The 17077-nt window shown below is 58.7% G+C and carries 13 protein-coding genes and 1 pseudogene; 9 read left to right on the top strand and 5 right to left on the bottom strand.

Annotated elements, in window-relative coordinates:
• Positions 1–83: 83 nt before the first annotated feature.
• Genes QEH57_RS12995 through QEH57_RS12980 form a run of 4 tightly spaced genes read right to left on the bottom strand, consistent with a single transcriptional unit; the run spans position 84 to position 5738 of the window.
• Positions 84–1145 carry a glycoside hydrolase family protein gene (locus QEH57_RS12995; RefSeq protein WP_309007177.1) on the bottom strand — a complete coding sequence of 354 codons (1062 nt, stop codon included), beginning with the start codon at positions 1143–1145 and terminating at the stop codon, positions 84–86.
• A 46-nt stretch (positions 1146–1191) separates the two neighbouring features.
• The gene (locus tag QEH57_RS12990) at positions 1192–2763 is read right to left on the bottom strand and encodes an arylsulfatase (RefSeq protein WP_309007176.1); all 1572 of its coding nucleotides are present in this window, start codon (positions 2761–2763) and stop codon (positions 1192–1194) included.
• 19 nt (positions 2764–2782) lie between these two features.
• Positions 2783–4306, bottom strand: a complete 1524-nt coding sequence (locus tag QEH57_RS12985; RefSeq protein WP_309007175.1) for an arylsulfatase — start codon at positions 4304–4306, stop codon at positions 2783–2785.
• Positions 4307–4313: 7 nt separating this feature from the next.
• Positions 4314–5738: a sulfatase-like hydrolase/transferase gene (locus QEH57_RS12980; RefSeq protein WP_309007174.1), complete on the bottom strand. Its 1425-nt coding sequence runs from the start codon at positions 5736–5738 to the stop codon at positions 4314–4316.
• 355 nt (positions 5739–6093) lie between these two features.
• Here QEH57_RS12980 and QEH57_RS12975 point away from each other — a divergent pair, with 355 nt between their 5' ends.
• The 8 genes and pseudogenes from QEH57_RS12975 (at position 6094) to QEH57_RS12935 (ending at position 15838) form a co-directional block, all read left to right on the top strand.
• Positions 6094–7845, top strand: a complete 1752-nt coding sequence (locus tag QEH57_RS12975) for an ABC transporter ATP-binding protein (RefSeq protein WP_309007173.1) — start codon at positions 6094–6096, stop codon at positions 7843–7845.
• Positions 7846–8028: 183 nt separating this feature from the next.
• The gene (locus QEH57_RS12970; RefSeq protein WP_309007172.1) at positions 8029–9471 is read left to right on the top strand and encodes a sulfatase; all 1443 of its coding nucleotides are present in this window, start codon (positions 8029–8031) and stop codon (positions 9469–9471) included.
• A gap of 12 nt (positions 9472–9483) precedes the next feature.
• On the top strand, positions 9484–11853 hold the full coding sequence (locus tag QEH57_RS12965) for a glycoside hydrolase N-terminal domain-containing protein (RefSeq protein WP_309007171.1): 2370 nt from the start codon (positions 9484–9486) through the stop codon (positions 11851–11853).
• 375 nt (positions 11854–12228) lie between these two features.
• A complete protein-coding gene (arsB, locus tag QEH57_RS12960; RefSeq protein ID WP_309007170.1) occupies positions 12229–13302 on the top strand; it encodes an ACR3 family arsenite efflux transporter in 1074 nt (357 codons plus the stop codon).
• A 165-nt stretch (positions 13303–13467) separates the two neighbouring features.
• Positions 13468–13791, top strand: a complete 324-nt coding sequence (locus QEH57_RS12955) for a metalloregulator ArsR/SmtB family transcription factor (protein ID WP_309007169.1) — start codon at positions 13468–13470, stop codon at positions 13789–13791.
• Positions 13792–13833: 42 nt separating this feature from the next.
• Positions 13834–15142 (top strand): annotated as a pseudogene (locus tag QEH57_RS12950) (permease).
• Between the two features lie 19 nt (positions 15143–15161).
• Complete coding sequence (locus QEH57_RS12940; protein ID WP_309007167.1) at positions 15162–15515, top strand: DUF4405 domain-containing protein; 354 nt, start codon at positions 15162–15164, stop codon at positions 15513–15515.
• A gap of 86 nt (positions 15516–15601) precedes the next feature.
• Positions 15602–15838: a thioredoxin family protein gene (locus QEH57_RS12935; protein ID WP_309007166.1), complete on the top strand. Its 237-nt coding sequence runs from the start codon at positions 15602–15604 to the stop codon at positions 15836–15838.
• A 141-nt stretch (positions 15839–15979) separates the two neighbouring features.
• Here QEH57_RS12935 and QEH57_RS12930 read toward each other — a convergent pair whose 3' ends face one another.
• On the bottom strand, positions 15980–16210 hold the full coding sequence (locus QEH57_RS12930) for a hypothetical protein (RefSeq protein WP_309007165.1): 231 nt from the start codon (positions 16208–16210) through the stop codon (positions 15980–15982).
• An 83-nt stretch (positions 16211–16293) separates the two neighbouring features.
• Here QEH57_RS12930 and QEH57_RS12925 point away from each other — a divergent pair, with 83 nt between their 5' ends.
• Positions 16294–17001 carry a cytochrome c biogenesis protein CcdA gene (locus QEH57_RS12925; RefSeq protein WP_309007164.1) on the top strand — a complete coding sequence of 236 codons (708 nt, stop codon included), beginning with the start codon at positions 16294–16296 and terminating at the stop codon, positions 16999–17001.
• The last annotated feature ends 76 nt before the right edge of the window (positions 17002–17077 follow it).

The following is a 17077-nucleotide window of genomic DNA, read 5'->3' as shown; positions in this document are numbered from 1 at the left end:
ATCGGTGAAGCTACACGAACAGGTAGGTAAGCGCAAGCGGCCACGAAATGAGCACGCCCGAGGAACGTACTCGACCGAGCCACTCATTGCCCGCGAGCCTTGATCCGAAAAACGTGCGAACAACTCCCGTGCCCCGGCGTGGCGTTCGTCCCTGTCGCCACATAGAGGTAGGCCGGCTTCCCGTCTACCATCAGGACTTGAGGACGCTCCAAGCGACCGCTGAGATCGCCCCGATACACCGTGGCGCCGCTCAAGGTATCCTCGCCGACGTAGTGCGAAAGGTGCTCGAAGGACCGAGTTACGTCACGGCTCGGAAAACGTAAGCCGTCCGAGGATTTCCACAGAAGTCCGCCTCCGTGAGAGCCTCTCTTGCTCCCGAAGTCACGGCTGATGAGATAAACCGAATCGTTCATGCTAAACGCGTAGGCATCCTCGATCCCCATGCCCACCTCCGTCACTGGTTCCGGAAAATGGGCGTAAGGCCCTTCAAGCGTATCCGAAATCGCAACACCGTAGGTATAGCGGCCGCGCTTGGCTGCAGGGTCCGTCTTAATAACCGATTTATCGTACAACAGGTATTTTCCATCATGCTTTATCAAGGTCGGATTGGAAACGCCCAACTGCGCCGTATAATTCCAATCAGTCGGATTCGTAGACTTCCTCAAGATCGTGCCATCCGCCTCCGCGCCAGCCGCCGGCCGCCAGGTATCCTCTAGGTCGTCAGCCACATACATGACGATACGTTGGCTCTTCAGCTGGCTGTTCTCGTTTACGATGAAGCACAAAACATACTGGTCGTCTATCTTCTGGACAGTTGGATTGTGCGGAGAATTAAAGAGCCCGCCTTCATCCGGTACCGCAACGCAGACAAACTCGAACGGCCCTTCCGGAGCATCTCCCACGTAATGGGCGATCTCGCAATCCTTGTACCAACCGCTGAAATTTGGACGCGTATCCATCGGCCATTGAGCGACATACAGGTGGACCCTCCCGTCCGGACCGATCACCGGCGAAGAGCCCCAAACGTGCATGCCCTCCTGCTGCACGGCCGGTCCTATGTATTCGTAATCGAAATCACAGAATCCATCCGAAACCAATGCGGAAAGAAGGCCTACCCAAACCAATAGCTTTTTAAAACGAAACATACGCATTTTCCATTTTCTCCTCCGATCAAGAAGGCCTTCTCTAAACTCAGAAACGTACCCCCGGACCTTCCAGCAACTCCTTCAGGCGCTTCTCCATCGAGGCCGCCTTCTCCGGATACTCTTCGATGAGATTGTTCTCTTCGCCTGGATCGGACTTGAGGTTGTAGAGCGTCGCGTGCGCCGGCGCCCCCCGCCTCGGGTGGGCCTTTCCGGCAGCGATGTACTTCCAGTCGCCCTCCCGCAAGGCGCGGCGCCATGGCCCCGCCTCTTCGACCATGTACGGCAAGCCGACAGAGTCTTCGCCGAGAAAGGCATCCAAGGTGTCGCGGCTATCGCGAGCTTCGCCCGCGGGCAGATCCTGCTTCAGCAGGCGGGAGAAGGACGTCAGAAAATCGATCTGGTTGACCAAGGCATCCGAGACGCCCGGCTTGATGCGAGCCGGCCAGCGTATGATAAACGGAACCCGCGTCCCGCCTTCGTAGATCTGGTACTTGCCGCCCCGAAAGATGCCTGAACCGTCATGCCCGCCGTCCGCCTCTTCCGCGGAGGTGAACACGCTCGTCCCGTCCTCGTATCCATCATCGTAGACCGGACCGTTGTCGCTGGAAAAGATGACGATCGTATTGTCGGCCAAGCCATGTTCTTCGAGGGCCTCCATAATCGCTCCCGTGGACCAATCGAACTGCACCATCGCGTCGCCCCGCTTGCCGAGCGTCGTCGCCCCTTGGAAACGTGGGTGCGGCGCTCGCGGAACATGGATGTCCTGAGAAGCGAAATACAGGAAGAAGGGGCGGCTTTTGTTGCGGGCGATAAACGCTTTCGCTTCGTCCACGAAGCGATCCGCCATGGTTTCGTCGTCCCAAAGAGCGGACTTCCCGCCAGCCATGTATCCAATTCTTCCGATCCCGTTGATCACGCTGTTGTTATGCCCATGCGTACTCGGGTAATAGGTCATAGCGGAGCGATCCTGGCGCCCATCCGGATAAACCGTGCTCCCGGGACGATTCACCTCTTCGGGGGTCCGCCCCACGAAGAGCGGATCCTTGGGATCCAGCCCCACCACGTAGTGACCATCCAAATACACGCAGGGCACCCGATCGTTGGTGGAAGGCAAGAGGAAGGACGAGACGAATCCTATTTCCAAGGGCCCTGGCTTCACCGCGCCGTTCCAGTCTGTCGGCGTTTCCGCTTGCCCAATTCCCAAGTGCCACTTGCCCACCACGCCCGTTTCGTAGCCGGCCTGCTGGAACAGTTTCGGCAAAGTAAGGATCTCCGTCGAGATGCTCAGCGGAGCGTTGGGCGGGAGAATGCTCACTCCATCCCGAAATCCGTGAATCCCAGTCAGCAGCGAATAGCGCGACGGCGTACAGGTTGCAGCGGAACAATGCCCATCGGTAAAGCGCAAGCCCTCGGCGGCGAGCTGGTCGATATGAGGCGTCGGAATCAGCTCCGAACCGTAGGCGCCCACGTCGCCGTAGCCCACGTCGTCGCCGTATATGATAACCACGTTGGGCGGAACGCTCTCAGCCCAACTTCCGGCCGCCCAAAACCATATTCCTGCCACCGCTCCAAACAACTTCGCTTTCCTTTTCATCACTTCGTTTATTATAGTGTTCATCCCCCGTCCCATCGATGCCCTACAAGTCGGGACGCTCCGAATCGAGCTCGCGCAGCAGGATCGTTTTCAGTTCTAGCACACGTTCGGGATACTGGCTCGCAAGGTCCTCGAATTCCAAATTGTCGGAATTCAGGTCGTAGAGCTGGAAACGATCCTTGCCGCGATCGATTTCTACGAGCTTCCAGCCTTCCTTCGTTATCAAGGCGGAACGTGCCATCTTGTTGAAGCGATTGTTCACCACGATATAGTCGTGCAGCTCGCGTTGCTCCTTCCCGAGCAAGGTCGGCAAGTAGGAAACGCTGTCCTTTCCGGGCGGAACCTCGCCGCCCACCATCTCCGCGAGCGTCGCCATAAAGTCGTAGTGGGAACTCAATACACTCGTTTCGCTCCCAGCCTCGACCCGGCCGGGCCACTTCACGATCAGGGGACATTGCATCCCGCCTTGGTAGCCGGAACGCTTCAAGCCTGCCCTTCCGCCCGCTCCGTCAAAAACGTCTCCGTGCTCCGAGGTCCGCCATTTCTTGTCGGTTAGGTTCGTCCGCTCCCCGTTCGGCGCGCGAGTGGGATAGTTAGGCTTGGGACCGTAATAGAGCTCGTGACCGTTGTCCGAAGCGAAGAATACCGCCGTCTTCTCCGCCAAGCCCTGCTCCTCGAGTTCCTTCAGGATCAAGCCCACATGCTCGTCCAACATCTTCACCATGGAAGCGTATTTCTTTTCAGCCAAGGAAAGGCTGGGATGCTCCGCGAAGTCGGGATGCAGCTTAGGGATGGCGACCGGACCGTGCGGCAGCTGGGTCGGGTGATAGATGAAGAAAGGCTCCTCCTTGTGTTCGCGTATGAATTCAAGTATCCCCTCGATGAATACGTTTTGCGAGTAGGTCTCCCCGCCCGACCCCACCGGTTCGTCGCCCTTTTCCGACATCTTGCCGCAATGCGGATCGTAGTTTCCCGCCAGTTCGAAGCGCTCCCCGTCCCGCCAGAGGTAGGGAGGATAGAAGCCATGGGCTCGGGTGTGATCGTAAAAGCCGACATGGTGGTCCCAACCGTAGCGTTCGACCCGTTCCTTCCAGGTCGTGAAGCCGTGGTCGATCTTTCCGAACTGAGCCGTCGTATAACCCGCCGCCTGTGCCACCTGAGCCAGAAACACCTCGTCGTCGGCGATCGGACTGGAGTTCGCCTTCAGCTTTTCCTGCTGCCGCCGGTATTCCTCCTCGGACATTTTGCCTGAATCCCGTGGGATCGGCAGCCCCCCTCGATTGTGCCCCCAGCCGCCGATGCGACCGTCATGCATCCCCGTCAGCAAAGACCAGCGGGCCGAAGCGCAAAAGACGCCCCCGTAGTAGTTGTTGAACTTGATCCCTTCCGACGCCAACCGATCGATGTTCGGAGTCGTCACGATCTTCTGCCCATAGCAGCCCAACATGCCGATTCCCAAGTCGTCGGCGTAGATGAGAATAACGTTGGGCCGATCCTGCGTCGCTCCCTCGCCCCAAAGCAAGGTCGCAACGAAGCACCACAGGGCGAGAAAGGCTGGCAGTCTCATGGGGCGACTAAAATTCGTACGGATCGCCGAGCTCCTGGTTGAGCGCGTCGAGTTCCTTTCGCATCCGCTTCAACACGCTCGCGTATTCCGGATTTTCCGCCAAGTCGTTCATCTCCTCGGGATCCTCTTCGAGGTTGAAAAGCCGCAGCTTCGGAACCGTCGGATAATGGATCAGCTTCCATCCGTCCTTCGTAACCATGCGCTGACGGTCAATGTAGGAGCCGTAAATCGCGTCGTAGCTTTTCTCCACCTCGCCTCGCAGCAAAGGCAGCACGCTCTTGAAATCGACGTAGTCCGGCTTCTCGATACCAGCCACTTCCAATGCGGTCGGCATCACGTCCTGCAGGTAGATCGGCGTCTCGATCTTACGTCCCGCCTCGACATCCGGTCCCACGATAAAGAACGGCACCCGAACGCTGTCGTCGTACATGTTCTGCTTTCCAATCAATCCGTGGTGCCCCACCGACAGGCCATGGTCGGCCGTGAAAACGATGTAGGTATTCTCGGATACGCCCGCTTCCTCGAGGCCATCCAGGATACGGCCGATCTGGTCGTCCATATGGGTGATCAGAGCAAAGTACTCCTGGCGATTCACCTTCACCGAGTATTCGGTACGGGGATACGGAGCCAACTTCTCGTCGCGCAGCTTCTTGCCGCAGATCTGATCGGCATAGGGATACTCGGGCAAAAAGTTCTCCGGCATCTCGATGCGGTCCAGCGGGTAGCGGTCCACGTATTCCTTGGGAGACTGACGCGGATCGTGAGCCGCGCTGAAGGCGAGGTACATGAAGAACGGAGTCTCCTTCCGGCTCGCCTTATCTATAAAGCCTAAGCTGTCGTTGGCCACCACCTCGCTCCAATGCGTGCCGCCTTCCCAGAATCCGCCGTACTTCGTTTCCCACGGCTTCCAGCCCTGCTCGTAGTCCTCCGGATCCTTCGGGCGATTGTACCCCTCCGGAGTCTGGTTGGGCATGCCCTTGCGGACGTTCAGGGCTTCGTCGAAAACCTCCGCCGCATTCGCCTTCACGTGCCACTTTCCCGTCATGTAAGTATCGTAACCGGCTTCCTTCATCTGCTGGGACCAAAAGCGCCCCTGCGACACCGACTCCGCCAGATCCGTTTGCATCGCCTTCCAAACGAAGCTTCCCGTATTGAGCATGGTACGGCTAGCCACGCAAACCGCACCGTTCCAAGCGCCCATGTTGTAAGCGTTGGTGAATACAGTCCCTCGCTCGGCCAAGCGATCCAAGTGCGGCGTATCGATATCGAGGCGACCGGCCGAACCGAGCGCCTCGTAGCTAAGGTCATCCGCAAAGATGAATACGAAATTCGGCTTCTCGGCACGGGTTTCCGCATGCGCGACAAACGCTCCTACAAGGGTCGCAGCGAAGACAGACGCAACGCCGCGAAGAAAGAGTACTGAAAATTTCATTACTTAGATTTTTGGGGGGCTTGGTTCAGACCTACTCGACAAAACCGCTCAAGGTAAAGCCTAAGTATAGCAAGCAAACAACTCGAGCGGTACTACACGATTAGATAGGTAGGCAAAGAGTCCGGCGCCGTTCGACCCAACCGCCCACAGCTTACCAGTGTAATCGTCCCCGACAGTGTCGCGCGGGACGCTTCCCACCTAGCTTGCCACACCGATTATTGGCTTCGCGGCCGCCCCTCTCTCGCTGCCCGAGAAAAGCGGAAGCGAGGCGCCCAACAAAATTCCGCTCCCATACAATCGATCCTATCGCTAGCCCTCGCCTCCCTCCAGCAGCTGCTGCAAGCGTCTCCCTCCCATGTCCCTCCCGGATTCCCGTATCCAACAAGAAAAAGAGCTGATCGGCCAACTTTTCGCCGACAAGAAAGGTCGCACTGCCAAAGCGATCTTCTTCATCACGCTCAAAGCTGCCCCCGTCTGGCTCGTCCCGGTCGTCATCGCTCGCATCATCGACCTCGGCGACGAGGAGACTCCGAGCGTATCAGAGCTCCTCCTCTACGTTTCCATCGGAGCGTTCCTCTACCTGCAAAATCTCCCCGCGGCCATCGCCTACATGAACAACCTCGTGCACATCACGCGAGGCATCGGCCAGGATCTCCGTATCAAGATTTGCAAACAGCTGCAGGCCCTCTCGCTCTGCTACCACAGCCGCAACAGCGTGGGCTCGCTCCACACCAAGGCGATACGCGATATCGAGATCCTGGAGCAAATGCCCAAGCTCGTCATCGAGCAGGGCTACACCTTTCTCTTCGGAATCACCGTTTCCAGCATCGCCATCGCCTACCGCAAGCCCGAGGCCCTCATCTTCTTCGCCGTCGTCGTACCCGTAGCGGCAATCATATCGGGGATCTTCCGCAAGCGCATGAGCAACAGCGTGAACGACTACCGCAAGAGCATGGAAGGCATGAGCACGCACCTCAACGAGATGGTCTCCCTGCTCCCCGTCACCCGAGCCCACGGCCTCGAGGAGCACCAGCTCCGCAACGTCACCACCGGCATCGTTGGAGTATTCAAAAAAGGGGTACGTTTCGACAAGCTGACCCAGCTCTTCGCCGCTACCAGCTGGGTTGCCCTCGGCGTCATGCAAATCCTCTTCCTCGGCGGATCCATGTACGCCTGCTTCCAAGGGGAAATCACCGTAGGCGACGTGGTCATGTTCAACTCCTTCTTCGTCACGCTCTCGAACAGTCTCTCCAACTTCCTCGTGGTCGTGCCGCAAGTCTTCCAAACCCGGGAATCGCTAGACTCCGTCATCGAAATCCTCAGAGCCCCGGACCTGGAAACAAACAACGGCAAGCCAACCTTCCCAAATATCCGCGGCAGCTTCCGATTCGAAAACGTGTCCTTTAGCTACGGCGAAGCCAACACCCCCGTCATCGCCGACCTATCCCTGGAAGTCCCGCCCGGAACCTCTCTCGCCATCACCGGACCCAGCGGCAGCGGCAAGTCCACCCTTCTTTCCCTGGTCATCGGCTTCATCCATCCCGTCCAAGGCAAGGTCCTCCTCGACGGAAAGAACATCGCGGAGATGGACCTGCGCAGCTACCGCCGAAGCGTCGGAGTCGTCAGCCAAGACCCCGTCTTCTTCTCGGGCAGCATCCGCGAAAACGTCGCCTACGGAAACGAAAGCCTCAGCGACGAGAAGATTTGGAACGCCCTCCAGCAAGCCCACGCCCACGAATTCGTCGAAAGCCTTCCCCAAGGTTTGAATACACGCATCGGCATCGAGGGCACCCGACTCTCGGGAGGACAAATGCAACGCCTCGCCATCGCCCGCGCCATCGTACGCGCCCCCCAGGTCCTCATCCTCGACGAAGCCACCTCCGCCCTCGACACCGAATCCGAACGGCACGTACAAGCCGCCCTCGAAAACGTCATGCAGGGCCGCACCACCTTCATCGTCGCCCACCGCATCTCCACCGTCGAAAACGCCGACCGCGTCGCCATCCTAGAAGCTGGCCACCTCGTCGCCTGCGACACCCCGCAAAACCTCCTGAAATCCGACAACTTCTTCAGTCGCGCGCTGAAGAGCTCCCAAGCGGCCGATTAAACGCGAACGCCTCCGATCTCTTCAAGATGCCCAACACGCTCCCCCTTTACGTTTCGGCCCCAGCCGCAGGCCAAGCGCCGAGCGAACGAATCGAGCAACCTAAGCTTGTCTCTCGTCCCAAAACCATAGTCTCTTGCTACCGAACCAACCCTTAGCGTTCTAAGGCTACCCCCCACCCGAAAAATGAGACCCAAGATACTGCTGCTCCCGATCCTTCTAGCTTTGGCCCTTCACGCTGAAGCAGAATCGACACTCAAGAAAAACGTCCTGCTCCTCTGCATCGACGACCTCCGCCCCGAGCTCAAGTCATTCGGGGTCGACTACATCCACTCGCCCAACATCGACCGTCTCGCCGCATCCGGACGCGCCTTCCACCGCCACTACGTCAACGCTCCGACCTGCGGCGCCTCGCGCTACAGCTTGCTCACTGGCCAATACGGCTCCTCCAACAACCAAGCCCTCTTCGCCAGAGCCAAGCAATTGGAGGCTTCCGACGCTTCCGTCACCCCGAGCCTCCCGGAATGGTTCCGAAAAAATGGATACACCACCGTATCGGTCGGAAAAGTTTCCCACCACCCCGGCGGCTGGGGAGGCGAAGACTGGTACGACAACAACATCCTCGAAATGCCCGGCGCCTGGGATCGCCAACTCATGCCCACAGGCCAATGGCGACACCCGCGCGGCGCCATGCACAGCTTGGCCGACGGCGAAATCCGCATGGGACGCTCCTTCACGGAAAACAAGATGGACGCCTTTCAAAGCGCCGACGTCGACGACACCTCCTACCACGACGGTCTCATCGCCGAAGCCGGCATCCATCAACTAAAGGACCTCGCCCAATCCGACACCCCCTTCTTCCTGGCCATCGGCCTGATCAAGCCCCACCTCCCCTTCGGTTCCCCCGCGAAGTACATGGAACCCTACCGGGACAGCGAACTGCCGCCGATCCCGTATCCAGAAAAGCCCGACTGGAGAACCACCTGGCACAAGTCGGGCGAGTTCTTCGGCCAATACAACCACCACGAACAAGACCCTCGCCAGAATAGCGACTACGCGGACCAAGTTCGCCGACACTACGCCGCCTGCGTCACCTACGCCGACAAGCTCGTAGGCGACATCCTCGAATCCCTCGAAGCCAGCGGCAAGGCCGACGAAACCATTGTCGTGCTCTGGGGCGACCACGGCTGGAACCTCGGCGAACACGCCATCTGGGGGAAGCACAACCTCTTCGAAGAAGCCCTCCGCTCCCCGCTCATCATCTCCTTGCCCCGCATGGAACAGGCCGGCCAAAAAACCGACGCCATCGTCGAAACCACCGACATTTTCCCGACCTTGTGCGAGCTAAACGGCCTCCCGGTTCCCGACTTCGTCCACGGAGAATCCCTCCTCCCGATCCTCGAAGATGCCAGCGCCTCAGGCCATCCCGCCTACTCCTACTACAAAAACGCGAAAACGATCCGCACCGAGACCCATCGCTTCACGCTCCATGAAGATGGATACGCCGAACTCTACGACCACACCTCGCCCCTCAAAGAAACCCAGAACATCGCCGAGCAAAATCCGCAACTCGTCAAAACCTACAAACAACTGCTCCTCCAAGAAAGCTCCCTTCACCAAACCAACTAAGAGACACGCCCCATGCGCCCCGCACTTCTAAAACTCGCTTCCCTCGCTTTATCCTCCCTCCTGCTCGTGGCCACGACCTCCGGGAAACCCACCCTGCAAATCGTCTCCGACAAAGGCGCCCCGTCCTGGGACGAAGGATACCCCATCGGCAACGGCCGCATCGGCCTCCTCACCCTCGGAACCTACCCGCAGGACACGCTCTACTTCAACGAGAACTCCATCTGGGCGAAACAGGAAGTTAACTTCCCCGCCGATGCCGCGGAATCGATGGCCCAAATCCGCGCCCTCGCCGAAGCCGGCAAGTTCAAGGAAGCCGACGCCCTCTATACCCGCAAGCTCCTCCAGCCGGCCTGGCGTCCGGCAAGCTACGAATACGCTGGGCACGCCACGCTAACGCACCGCGGCGTCGACCAGCCCGAAGCCATCCGCAACACCCTTGACCTGGAAACCGGACTCAGCCGCTCCGTCGCCATCTACGGCGACGGCGTTATCACCCGCGAAGCCATCGCCCTTCGCCAACGCGACGTCATCGCGATCCGCCTCTCGACCACGCGCCCCGACGGCTTGAACTTCGAACTCGCCCTCCTCCATCCCAACGGAAACGTCTCCGCTTCCCAAAACAAACTCGTCCTCGCCGCCCAAGCCGCGACTGGAGGCACCCGTTTCGAAACCCACCTGCAACTCCTATCCAAAAACGGGAAGCTCCAAAAAACGGATACAAACGCCCTCCGCCTCACCGGAGGAAATGAGGCCATCATCCTCTACACCACCGCAACCGACTACAACTTCTCCAATCCCGAACAGCCCCTCACCAACTGGCAAAAGAAAGCCGGCCAATGGCTCTCCCAAGCCGAAGACGCCACCTGGGCCACCTTGCTCGCCGAAGGCCAAAGCGAGATGAAGCCCTACATGGACCGCTTCTCCATCGACCTCGGAGAAAGCGATCCGGAAGTCGCCCAGCTTACCACCGCGGAACGTATCCAACGTTACGCGACCGGCAAAGCCGACCCCGACTACGAAGAACTGCTCTTCCAGTTCGGACGCTACTGCCTCATCGCCAGCAACCGCACCTCCGGACTTCCCAACAATCTGCAAGGCATCTGGAGCGAAGGCCTGGTCGCCCCCTGGTCCGGCGACTACCATCTGAACATCAATCTCCAGATGAACTACTGGCCCTCCGAAACGACCGGCCTTTCCGAGTTCCACCAACCCTTTCTCGACTTCGTCACTGCCATGCAACCGGGGGGCAAGCGATTGGCAAAGGCCCTCGGCTACGAAGGATTCGCCAGCGGACACGCCGTCAACGCCTGGATGAACACCTGGTTCTCCGGCGGCAAGCCGCTCTGGGGCGCGAGCCTGATGAACGGAGCCTGGATCACCGCCCACATGATGGAGCACTACCGCTTCACCGCCGACAAGGAGTTCCTTAAGAACCAGGCTTGGCCCGCCATCAGCGACAATGCTCGCTTCATCCTCAGCTGGCTCAAACGCGATCCCGTATCCGGAAAATGGATAACCGGTCCCGGCAACTCCCCCGAAAACGAATTCATCTATACCGTCGACGGCAAGGAGATCAAGGCCGCCGTATCCACCGGAACTACCCACGACCTTATGCTCGCATGGGAATCCCTCTCCGACCTCGTCGAAGCCGCCGCGGAGCTCGGCATCGAAAACGATTTGGTTGCCCAAGCGAAAACGGTTCTCCCCGACCTCGCCGAAGGAAAAATCGGCGAAGACGGTCGCCTCCTGGAATGGAGCCTTCCGCACAAGGAGCCCAACCCCGGCCACCGCCACGTCAGCCATGCCTACGGCTTCTTCCCCAGCCGCCAGTACAATATCATCGAAAACCCAGTACAAGTCGACGCCGTCCGCAAATCTCTCGACTACCGCCTCGCCAATGGCGGCGGACGCACCGGCTGGAGCCGCGCCTGGCTGATCAACATCGAGGCCTGCCTGCTGCGCCCCGAAGCCGCCTACGCCAATATCAGAACCATGCTCTCGAAGCTCATCAACCCGAACCTCTTCGACATGCATCCCCCCTTCCAGATCGATGGAAATTTTGGATACACCAGCGGCGTGGTCACCATGCTGCTGCAAAGCCAGATCCAGCTCGATTCCGGCGAACGCGTGCTCTGGCTCCTCCCGGCCCTGCCCGCAGCCTGGCCCACCGGCGAAGTCAAGGGATTGAAAGCCCGCGGCGGCGCCACCATCGACCTGAAATGGTCTCCCGAAAAAATCACCGCCCACATCGCCGGCGAACGCTGGGAACGCTTCCAAGTCCGCTACCGCGACCAGTCGATCTCCCTGCCTTCGCACGCAACCCAGGTCGAGATCACCCGCCTCGGCGAGGACGAAACGCCTCTCATACGGATCGTCGACTGAATTTCGCCCGCGATCGCTTCGATCCCCTTTCGATCGAAGCGTTCGCCCCCGGCGCACGCAGCCAGCAAAAGCGCCTCCGGCTTACCCACGCCACCTCGTGCCATTAGGAAAAGGGGCCAGTACCGGCCTTGGCGGGAACGCGACGGGAAAGCAATATTCTCTTTTCGGAATATTCTATTGACTGACTTTCTTTAGGCGGGTCTATTCGAGTGAACCAACGAAACGGAATCACCAACCCTTTGCACCTACCGAAAATGAACTATAAATGGCCGCTTGAAATTTCTCCTTTCGAACTAGCAGTCTCAGCCACCGTGGTCTTACTCATCGTCCTTTTCTCAGCTTTAGTTTCCTGAACACGACAATCGCACCTAACACATGAAACCTGCCAGCCAATCCATTCCCGGAGCCTGCGATCCCGCCCGCAAGAAACTCGGTTTCCTCGACCGATTCCTAACGCTCTGGATCTTCCTCGCCATCGCTGCCGGAGTCGCCCTCGGAGCCACCTGGGACGGAGCCACCGGATTCCTCGACCAATTCCAGGTCGGCACTACCAACATCCCCATCGCGATCGGACTCGTGCTCATGATGTACCCGCCGCTCGCCAAGGTTCGCTACGAGGAAATGCACCGGGTCTTCCGCAACGTGAAGGTCCTCGGCCTCTCGCTGATCCAAAACTGGATCATCGGCCCGGTCCTCATGTTCGGACTGGCAATCGCCTTTCTGAGCGGACACCCGGAGTACATGACCGGCGTCATCCTGATCGGGCTGGCCCGCTGCATCGCCATGGTCATCGTCTGGAACGAGTTGGCCGAAGGCGACAACGAATACGCCGCCGGACTGGTCGCTTTCAACAGCGTCTTCCAAATCATCTTCTTCAGCATCTACGCTTGGGTATTCATAACTTGGCTACCGGGCGTATTCGGCCTGGAGGGCAGCGTGGTCGCCATCACCATGGGCGACGTCGCCAAAAGCGTCTTCATCTACTTGGGCATCCCCTTCATCGCCGGCATGCTTACCCGCTTCGTCGGCGTTAAGCTCAAGGGACGCGAGTGGTACGAAACCGTCTTCATCCCGAAGATCAGCCCCATCACCTTGATCGCCCTGCTCTTCACCATCGTGCTGATGTTCACCTTCAAGGGCGACACCATCCTCGAACTTCCCTTCGACGTCCTGCGCATCGCCGTGCCCCTGACGATCTACTTCCTCATCATGTTCGTGGTCAGCTTCCTGATGGGCAAAATGGTGGGAGCCGACTACCGCCAGAGCGTCACCCTCAGCTTCACGGCAGCCAGCAACAACTTCGAACTGGCCATCGCGGTGGCCGTGGCAGTCTTCGGAATCGGCTCCGGCGTAGCCTTCGCCGCCGTCATCGGCCCGCTCGTGGAAGTCCCCGTCATGATCGCCCTCGTCAACCTGGCCTTCTGGTTCCGCAAACGGCTCTTCGCCTGAGATAACCCCACGGTATCACCGCGAGGTCGCTACCGTTCTCCCGAAAGGCGGGCGACTTCGCCCGCTTTTTAGCGCCCTCCCTTTCGCATGCTGCGAACAAGCTCGCCAGAGCCTAGCAAATGCGACCTTGACTATTTCGCATTTATGCGAAACACTATCCAGCACATGAGAACAAGCCAAGTTGCAGTCCCCCCTCACGAGGTATTCAAAGCTCTCGGACATCCCGCCCGCGTTACGATCGTCAAGGCGCTGTCCGAACAGGAGCGCTGCGTTTGCGAGCTTGTCGAAGCGGCGGGACTGGGTTGGTCAACCGTTTCTCGCCACCTTTCCGTGCTGCGAGAGGCCGGAATCGTAGCGGACGACAAGCGCGGACTGCAGGTCTACTACCGCCTCACGCTCCCATGCGTCGGCCGCTTCATCGCCTGCCTGGAAAGCCCGGGCGAATTTCCCGACCTGCTCTCCACTTCAAAAGCGAACTGCTGCAGCTAGCTTTTTTTGGCTTATTATTTCGCATATTTACGAAATACAATCATGAACCGAAAACGGGAAACAAAGATCTTCTTGATACTGGCGGCAGCCTTCCTCGGTTTCTACTTCCTACCAGTCGGACAAGTTCGATTCGACGCGGCCCTGACCGAGGCCCTTGAACTCAGCAAGTGGTACGCCCGCGAGCATGTGGTGCTTTGCCTGCTTCCGGCCTTCTGGATCGCAGGCGGAATCGCCGCCTTCGTCTCCCAAGCCTCGGTCATGCGATACCTAGGACCCAAGGCCTCCAAGCCACTTGCCTACGGAGTGGGGTCCGTTTCCGGCACTATCCTGGCCGTTTGCTCTTGCACCGTACTCCCTCTCTTCGCGGGCATCTATCGCATGGGAGCAGGGCTCGGACCGGCCGCAGCGTTTCTCTACTCCGGCTCTGCCATCAACGCCTTGGCCATCATTCTTACCTCCAAGGTGCTAGGCTTCGAGCTTGGACTGGCTCGAGCGATCGGAGCAATCGTCTTTAGCATTTTCATTGGCCTCGCCATGGCATGGCTCTTCCGCAAAGAAGAAAAGGAAAAGACAGCCAAGGCAGCCGACCTTCCCCTGCCGGAAGCGACACGTCCACTCTGGCAAACGGCGACATTCTTCGCCACCATGGTCGGAATCCTCGTTTTCGCCAACTGGGGCGGCGAACCGGAGGGCCATGATTTTTTCTCGGCAATCTACCGAATCAAGTGGCTGCTGGTGACGATCCTCGCGGCAAGCTTCGTCCTCGAACTTTGGAAATGGTTTGGACTGAACATCGCCAAGCTAAGCGTCGTCGTCACGGCAACGCTAAGCGTAGCGCTCCTCGTACCCGGACAACCCATATGGCCTTTCCTGGTCGCCACGCTCGGGCTGGCTTGGCTCACCGTCGGAGCTGGGGGGGGAAGCAAATGAATGGTTTTCCCAAACCTGGACCTACACCAAGCAGATCATGCCCTTGCTGCTTGGCGGCGTTCTGGTCGCCGGACTCCTGCTCGGTCGTCCCGGCCACGAAGGGCTGATTCCCGCTACGTGGATCAGCGAGTCCGTGGGAGGCAATTCACTCGCCGCCAATGCCTTCGCCTCCGTAGCCGGCGCTCTCATGTATTTCGCAACCCTCACCGAGATTCCCATTCTGCAAGGCCTACTTGGCAGCGGCATGGGGTCCGGCCCCGCCCTTGCCTTCCTTCTCGCCGGCCCTGCGCTCAGCCTACCCAACATGCTGGTCATCAACACTGTGATCGGCCCTAAGAAAACTGCCGCCTACGTCGGTCTCGTCGTCGTCATGGCCACCCTCTCGGGTTGGTTCTACGGATCTTTCTTCGCCGTCAATTAAAGCAACAAAGAATACAAACATGAAACAGCCGAAACTCTCCAATCTCACGATAAACCGAGCCCTCAACTTCTCCCTCTGGTTTGTCTTCTGCGCCCTCAGCGGCCTCGGCCTGCTTATCGCCTTCCGCTTGCCTCCTGGATCCCACGGCGGACGAGGCCTCTCCGCCCTAGGCCTAACGCGCCACCAATGGGGAGAACTCCACACTTGGCTCGGCTATGCGTTAATAGCCCTCGTCTTCGCTCACCTCCTCATGCATTGGCGCTGGCTCTGGCAAGCCGCATCCAAAAAACGCTCGCTATGGCTGGTCGGCGGTCTCGGAACGGGAATCTTACTGGTCCTCGTCCTCGCTCTTTTGCCCGTCACCCAGCAATAGGACCGGCACGAATCCTAGCCGTCAAAAAAACATACGAAAAGTCTCTGTAACCACTTCACCAATACGTATCCAGCAACCAAAACAAAGTGAAAACGATCCAAATCCTAGGAACAGGCTGCACCAAATGCAACCAACTCACAGAAGCCGCTAAAGCGGCCGCCAACGCGCTCGGCATCGACTATGAGGTCGAGAAGATCACCGACATGATGCGCTTCGCCGACTTTGGCGTCATGTACACCCCGGCTCTCGCCGTCGACGGCGAGCTTAAAGTCGCAGGACGCGTTCCAAATCTCGAAGAACTTCAAAAACTCATTGGACAATAATCTTTCGTCATGAAGTTTCCAATACAGGTACTCTCAATTCTTTCTGTATTCGTTTTCGCGAGCTGCTCAAGCGAGCCCCAGACCGATCTGGCAAAAGCGTCCGCAGCGACCCCCGAGGTCACTACCGAAGTTTCTGCAAACTCAGAACCCTTGCCTCAAATGGTCAACTTCGGAGCCGACAAGTGCATCCCTTGCAAACAAATGATCCCTGTGCGCAATGCCATAGCCGAAGAGTATTCGGGACAAATCCAAGATAGCTTTATAGACGTTTGGGCCGATCGCTCCGCTGGCGCCAAATTCGGTATCCGCATCATCCCTACGCAAATAATCCTCGATGCCGATGGCGTCGAACGCTTCCGGCACGAAGGCCATTGGCCGAAGGAGGAAGTCGTTGAGACGCTAAAGCGACTCAAGCTTCTCGCCCCTCCTTCGAGCCCGAACAGACCAGATCGAGCATGACACTCGAATCAGTCTTCACCTCGCTTAGCGAAGCCCTGGCCGGAGCGCCAACAGCAGCCCTAGCGGCCGCCTTCGCCTGGGGCGTTCTCAGCATCGTCCTAAGCCCCTGCCATCTTGCCAGCATCCCCCTAATTGTCGGATTCCTCCAGGATGGGCAACGGATAACCTCGCCACGAAGAGCTGCCGGATTATCCATCCTCTTTGCCGTCGGCATACTAGCTTCCATCGCAGCGATCGGGGGCATTACCGCCGCGGCAGGTCGTATGCTCGGTGACCTCGGTTACTGGGGAAACTACGCGGTCGCCGCCGTCTTCATTATCTTCGGCTTCCACTTGCTGGACTTCCTGCCGCTTCCCGACGCCTGGCGACCCGCGCCCAACCAATCCCGCCGCGGTCCCTGGGGCGCCCTCATTTTCGGACTTCTCTTCGGCATCGCTCTCGGTCCGTGTACCTTCGGATTCATGGCTCCCGTACTCGGGCTCACTTTTCAGATTGCTCCCACAGCTCCTGCCTACGCTTTCGCTCTCCTTGCCGCATTCGGACTCGGACACTGCATCGTTATTGCGATAGCCGGCGTATCAAGCCAATGGGTACAACGTTGGCTAGCCTGGCAAGGTTCCAGCCCTGGAGGCAAATGGCTCCGTCGGATCTGCGGAGCCCTGCTCCTGGCAGGAGGCGCCTACCTGATTGCGACCACAGGCTAGCAACAGCCCAGGCCACCACTTGCTGCCTACGACGACGAGAACACAAGAGGAGTTAGTCATAAAACCTTCTAATCCA

The organism is Pelagicoccus sp. SDUM812005, from assembly GCF_031127875.1.
Lineage (GTDB): Bacteria > Verrucomicrobiota > Verrucomicrobiia > Opitutales > Opitutaceae > Pelagicoccus.
Note: the sequence above shows the minus strand (reverse complement) of the source record. Positions and strands in the feature narration are given on the sequence as shown.

Coding starts and splice junctions, on each gene's coding strand:
- QEH57_RS12970 (WP_309007172.1), top strand. CDS start 8,029: ATGAGACCCAAGATACTGCTGCTCCCGATCCTTCTAGCTTTGGCCCTT.
- QEH57_RS12925 (WP_309007164.1), top strand. CDS start 16,294: ATGACACTCGAATCAGTCTTCACCTCGCTTAGCGAAGCCCTGGCCGGA.
- arsB (WP_309007170.1), top strand. CDS start 12,229: ATGAAACCTGCCAGCCAATCCATTCCCGGAGCCTGCGATCCCGCCCGC.
- QEH57_RS12985 (WP_309007175.1), bottom strand. CDS start 4,306: ATGAGACTGCCAGCCTTTCTCGCCCTGTGGTGCTTCGTTGCGACCTTG.
- QEH57_RS12930 (WP_309007165.1), bottom strand. CDS start 16,210: ATGGCCTTCGTGCCGGAAGCGTTCGACGCCATCGGCATCGAGGATTAT.
- QEH57_RS12940 (WP_309007167.1), top strand. CDS start 15,162: ATGAAACAGCCGAAACTCTCCAATCTCACGATAAACCGAGCCCTCAAC.
- QEH57_RS12955 (WP_309007169.1), top strand. CDS start 13,468: ATGAGAACAAGCCAAGTTGCAGTCCCCCCTCACGAGGTATTCAAAGCT.
- QEH57_RS12965 (WP_309007171.1), top strand. CDS start 9,484: ATGCGCCCCGCACTTCTAAAACTCGCTTCCCTCGCTTTATCCTCCCTC.
- QEH57_RS12990 (WP_309007176.1), bottom strand. CDS start 2,763: ATGAACACTATAATAAACGAAGTGATGAAAAGGAAAGCGAAGTTGTTT.
- QEH57_RS12980 (WP_309007174.1), bottom strand. CDS start 5,738: ATGAAATTTTCAGTACTCTTTCTTCGCGGCGTTGCGTCTGTCTTCGCT.
- QEH57_RS12975 (WP_309007173.1), top strand. CDS start 6,094: ATGTCCCTCCCGGATTCCCGTATCCAACAAGAAAAAGAGCTGATCGGC.
- QEH57_RS12995 (WP_309007177.1), bottom strand. CDS start 1,145: ATGTTTCGTTTTAAAAAGCTATTGGTTTGGGTAGGCCTTCTTTCCGCA.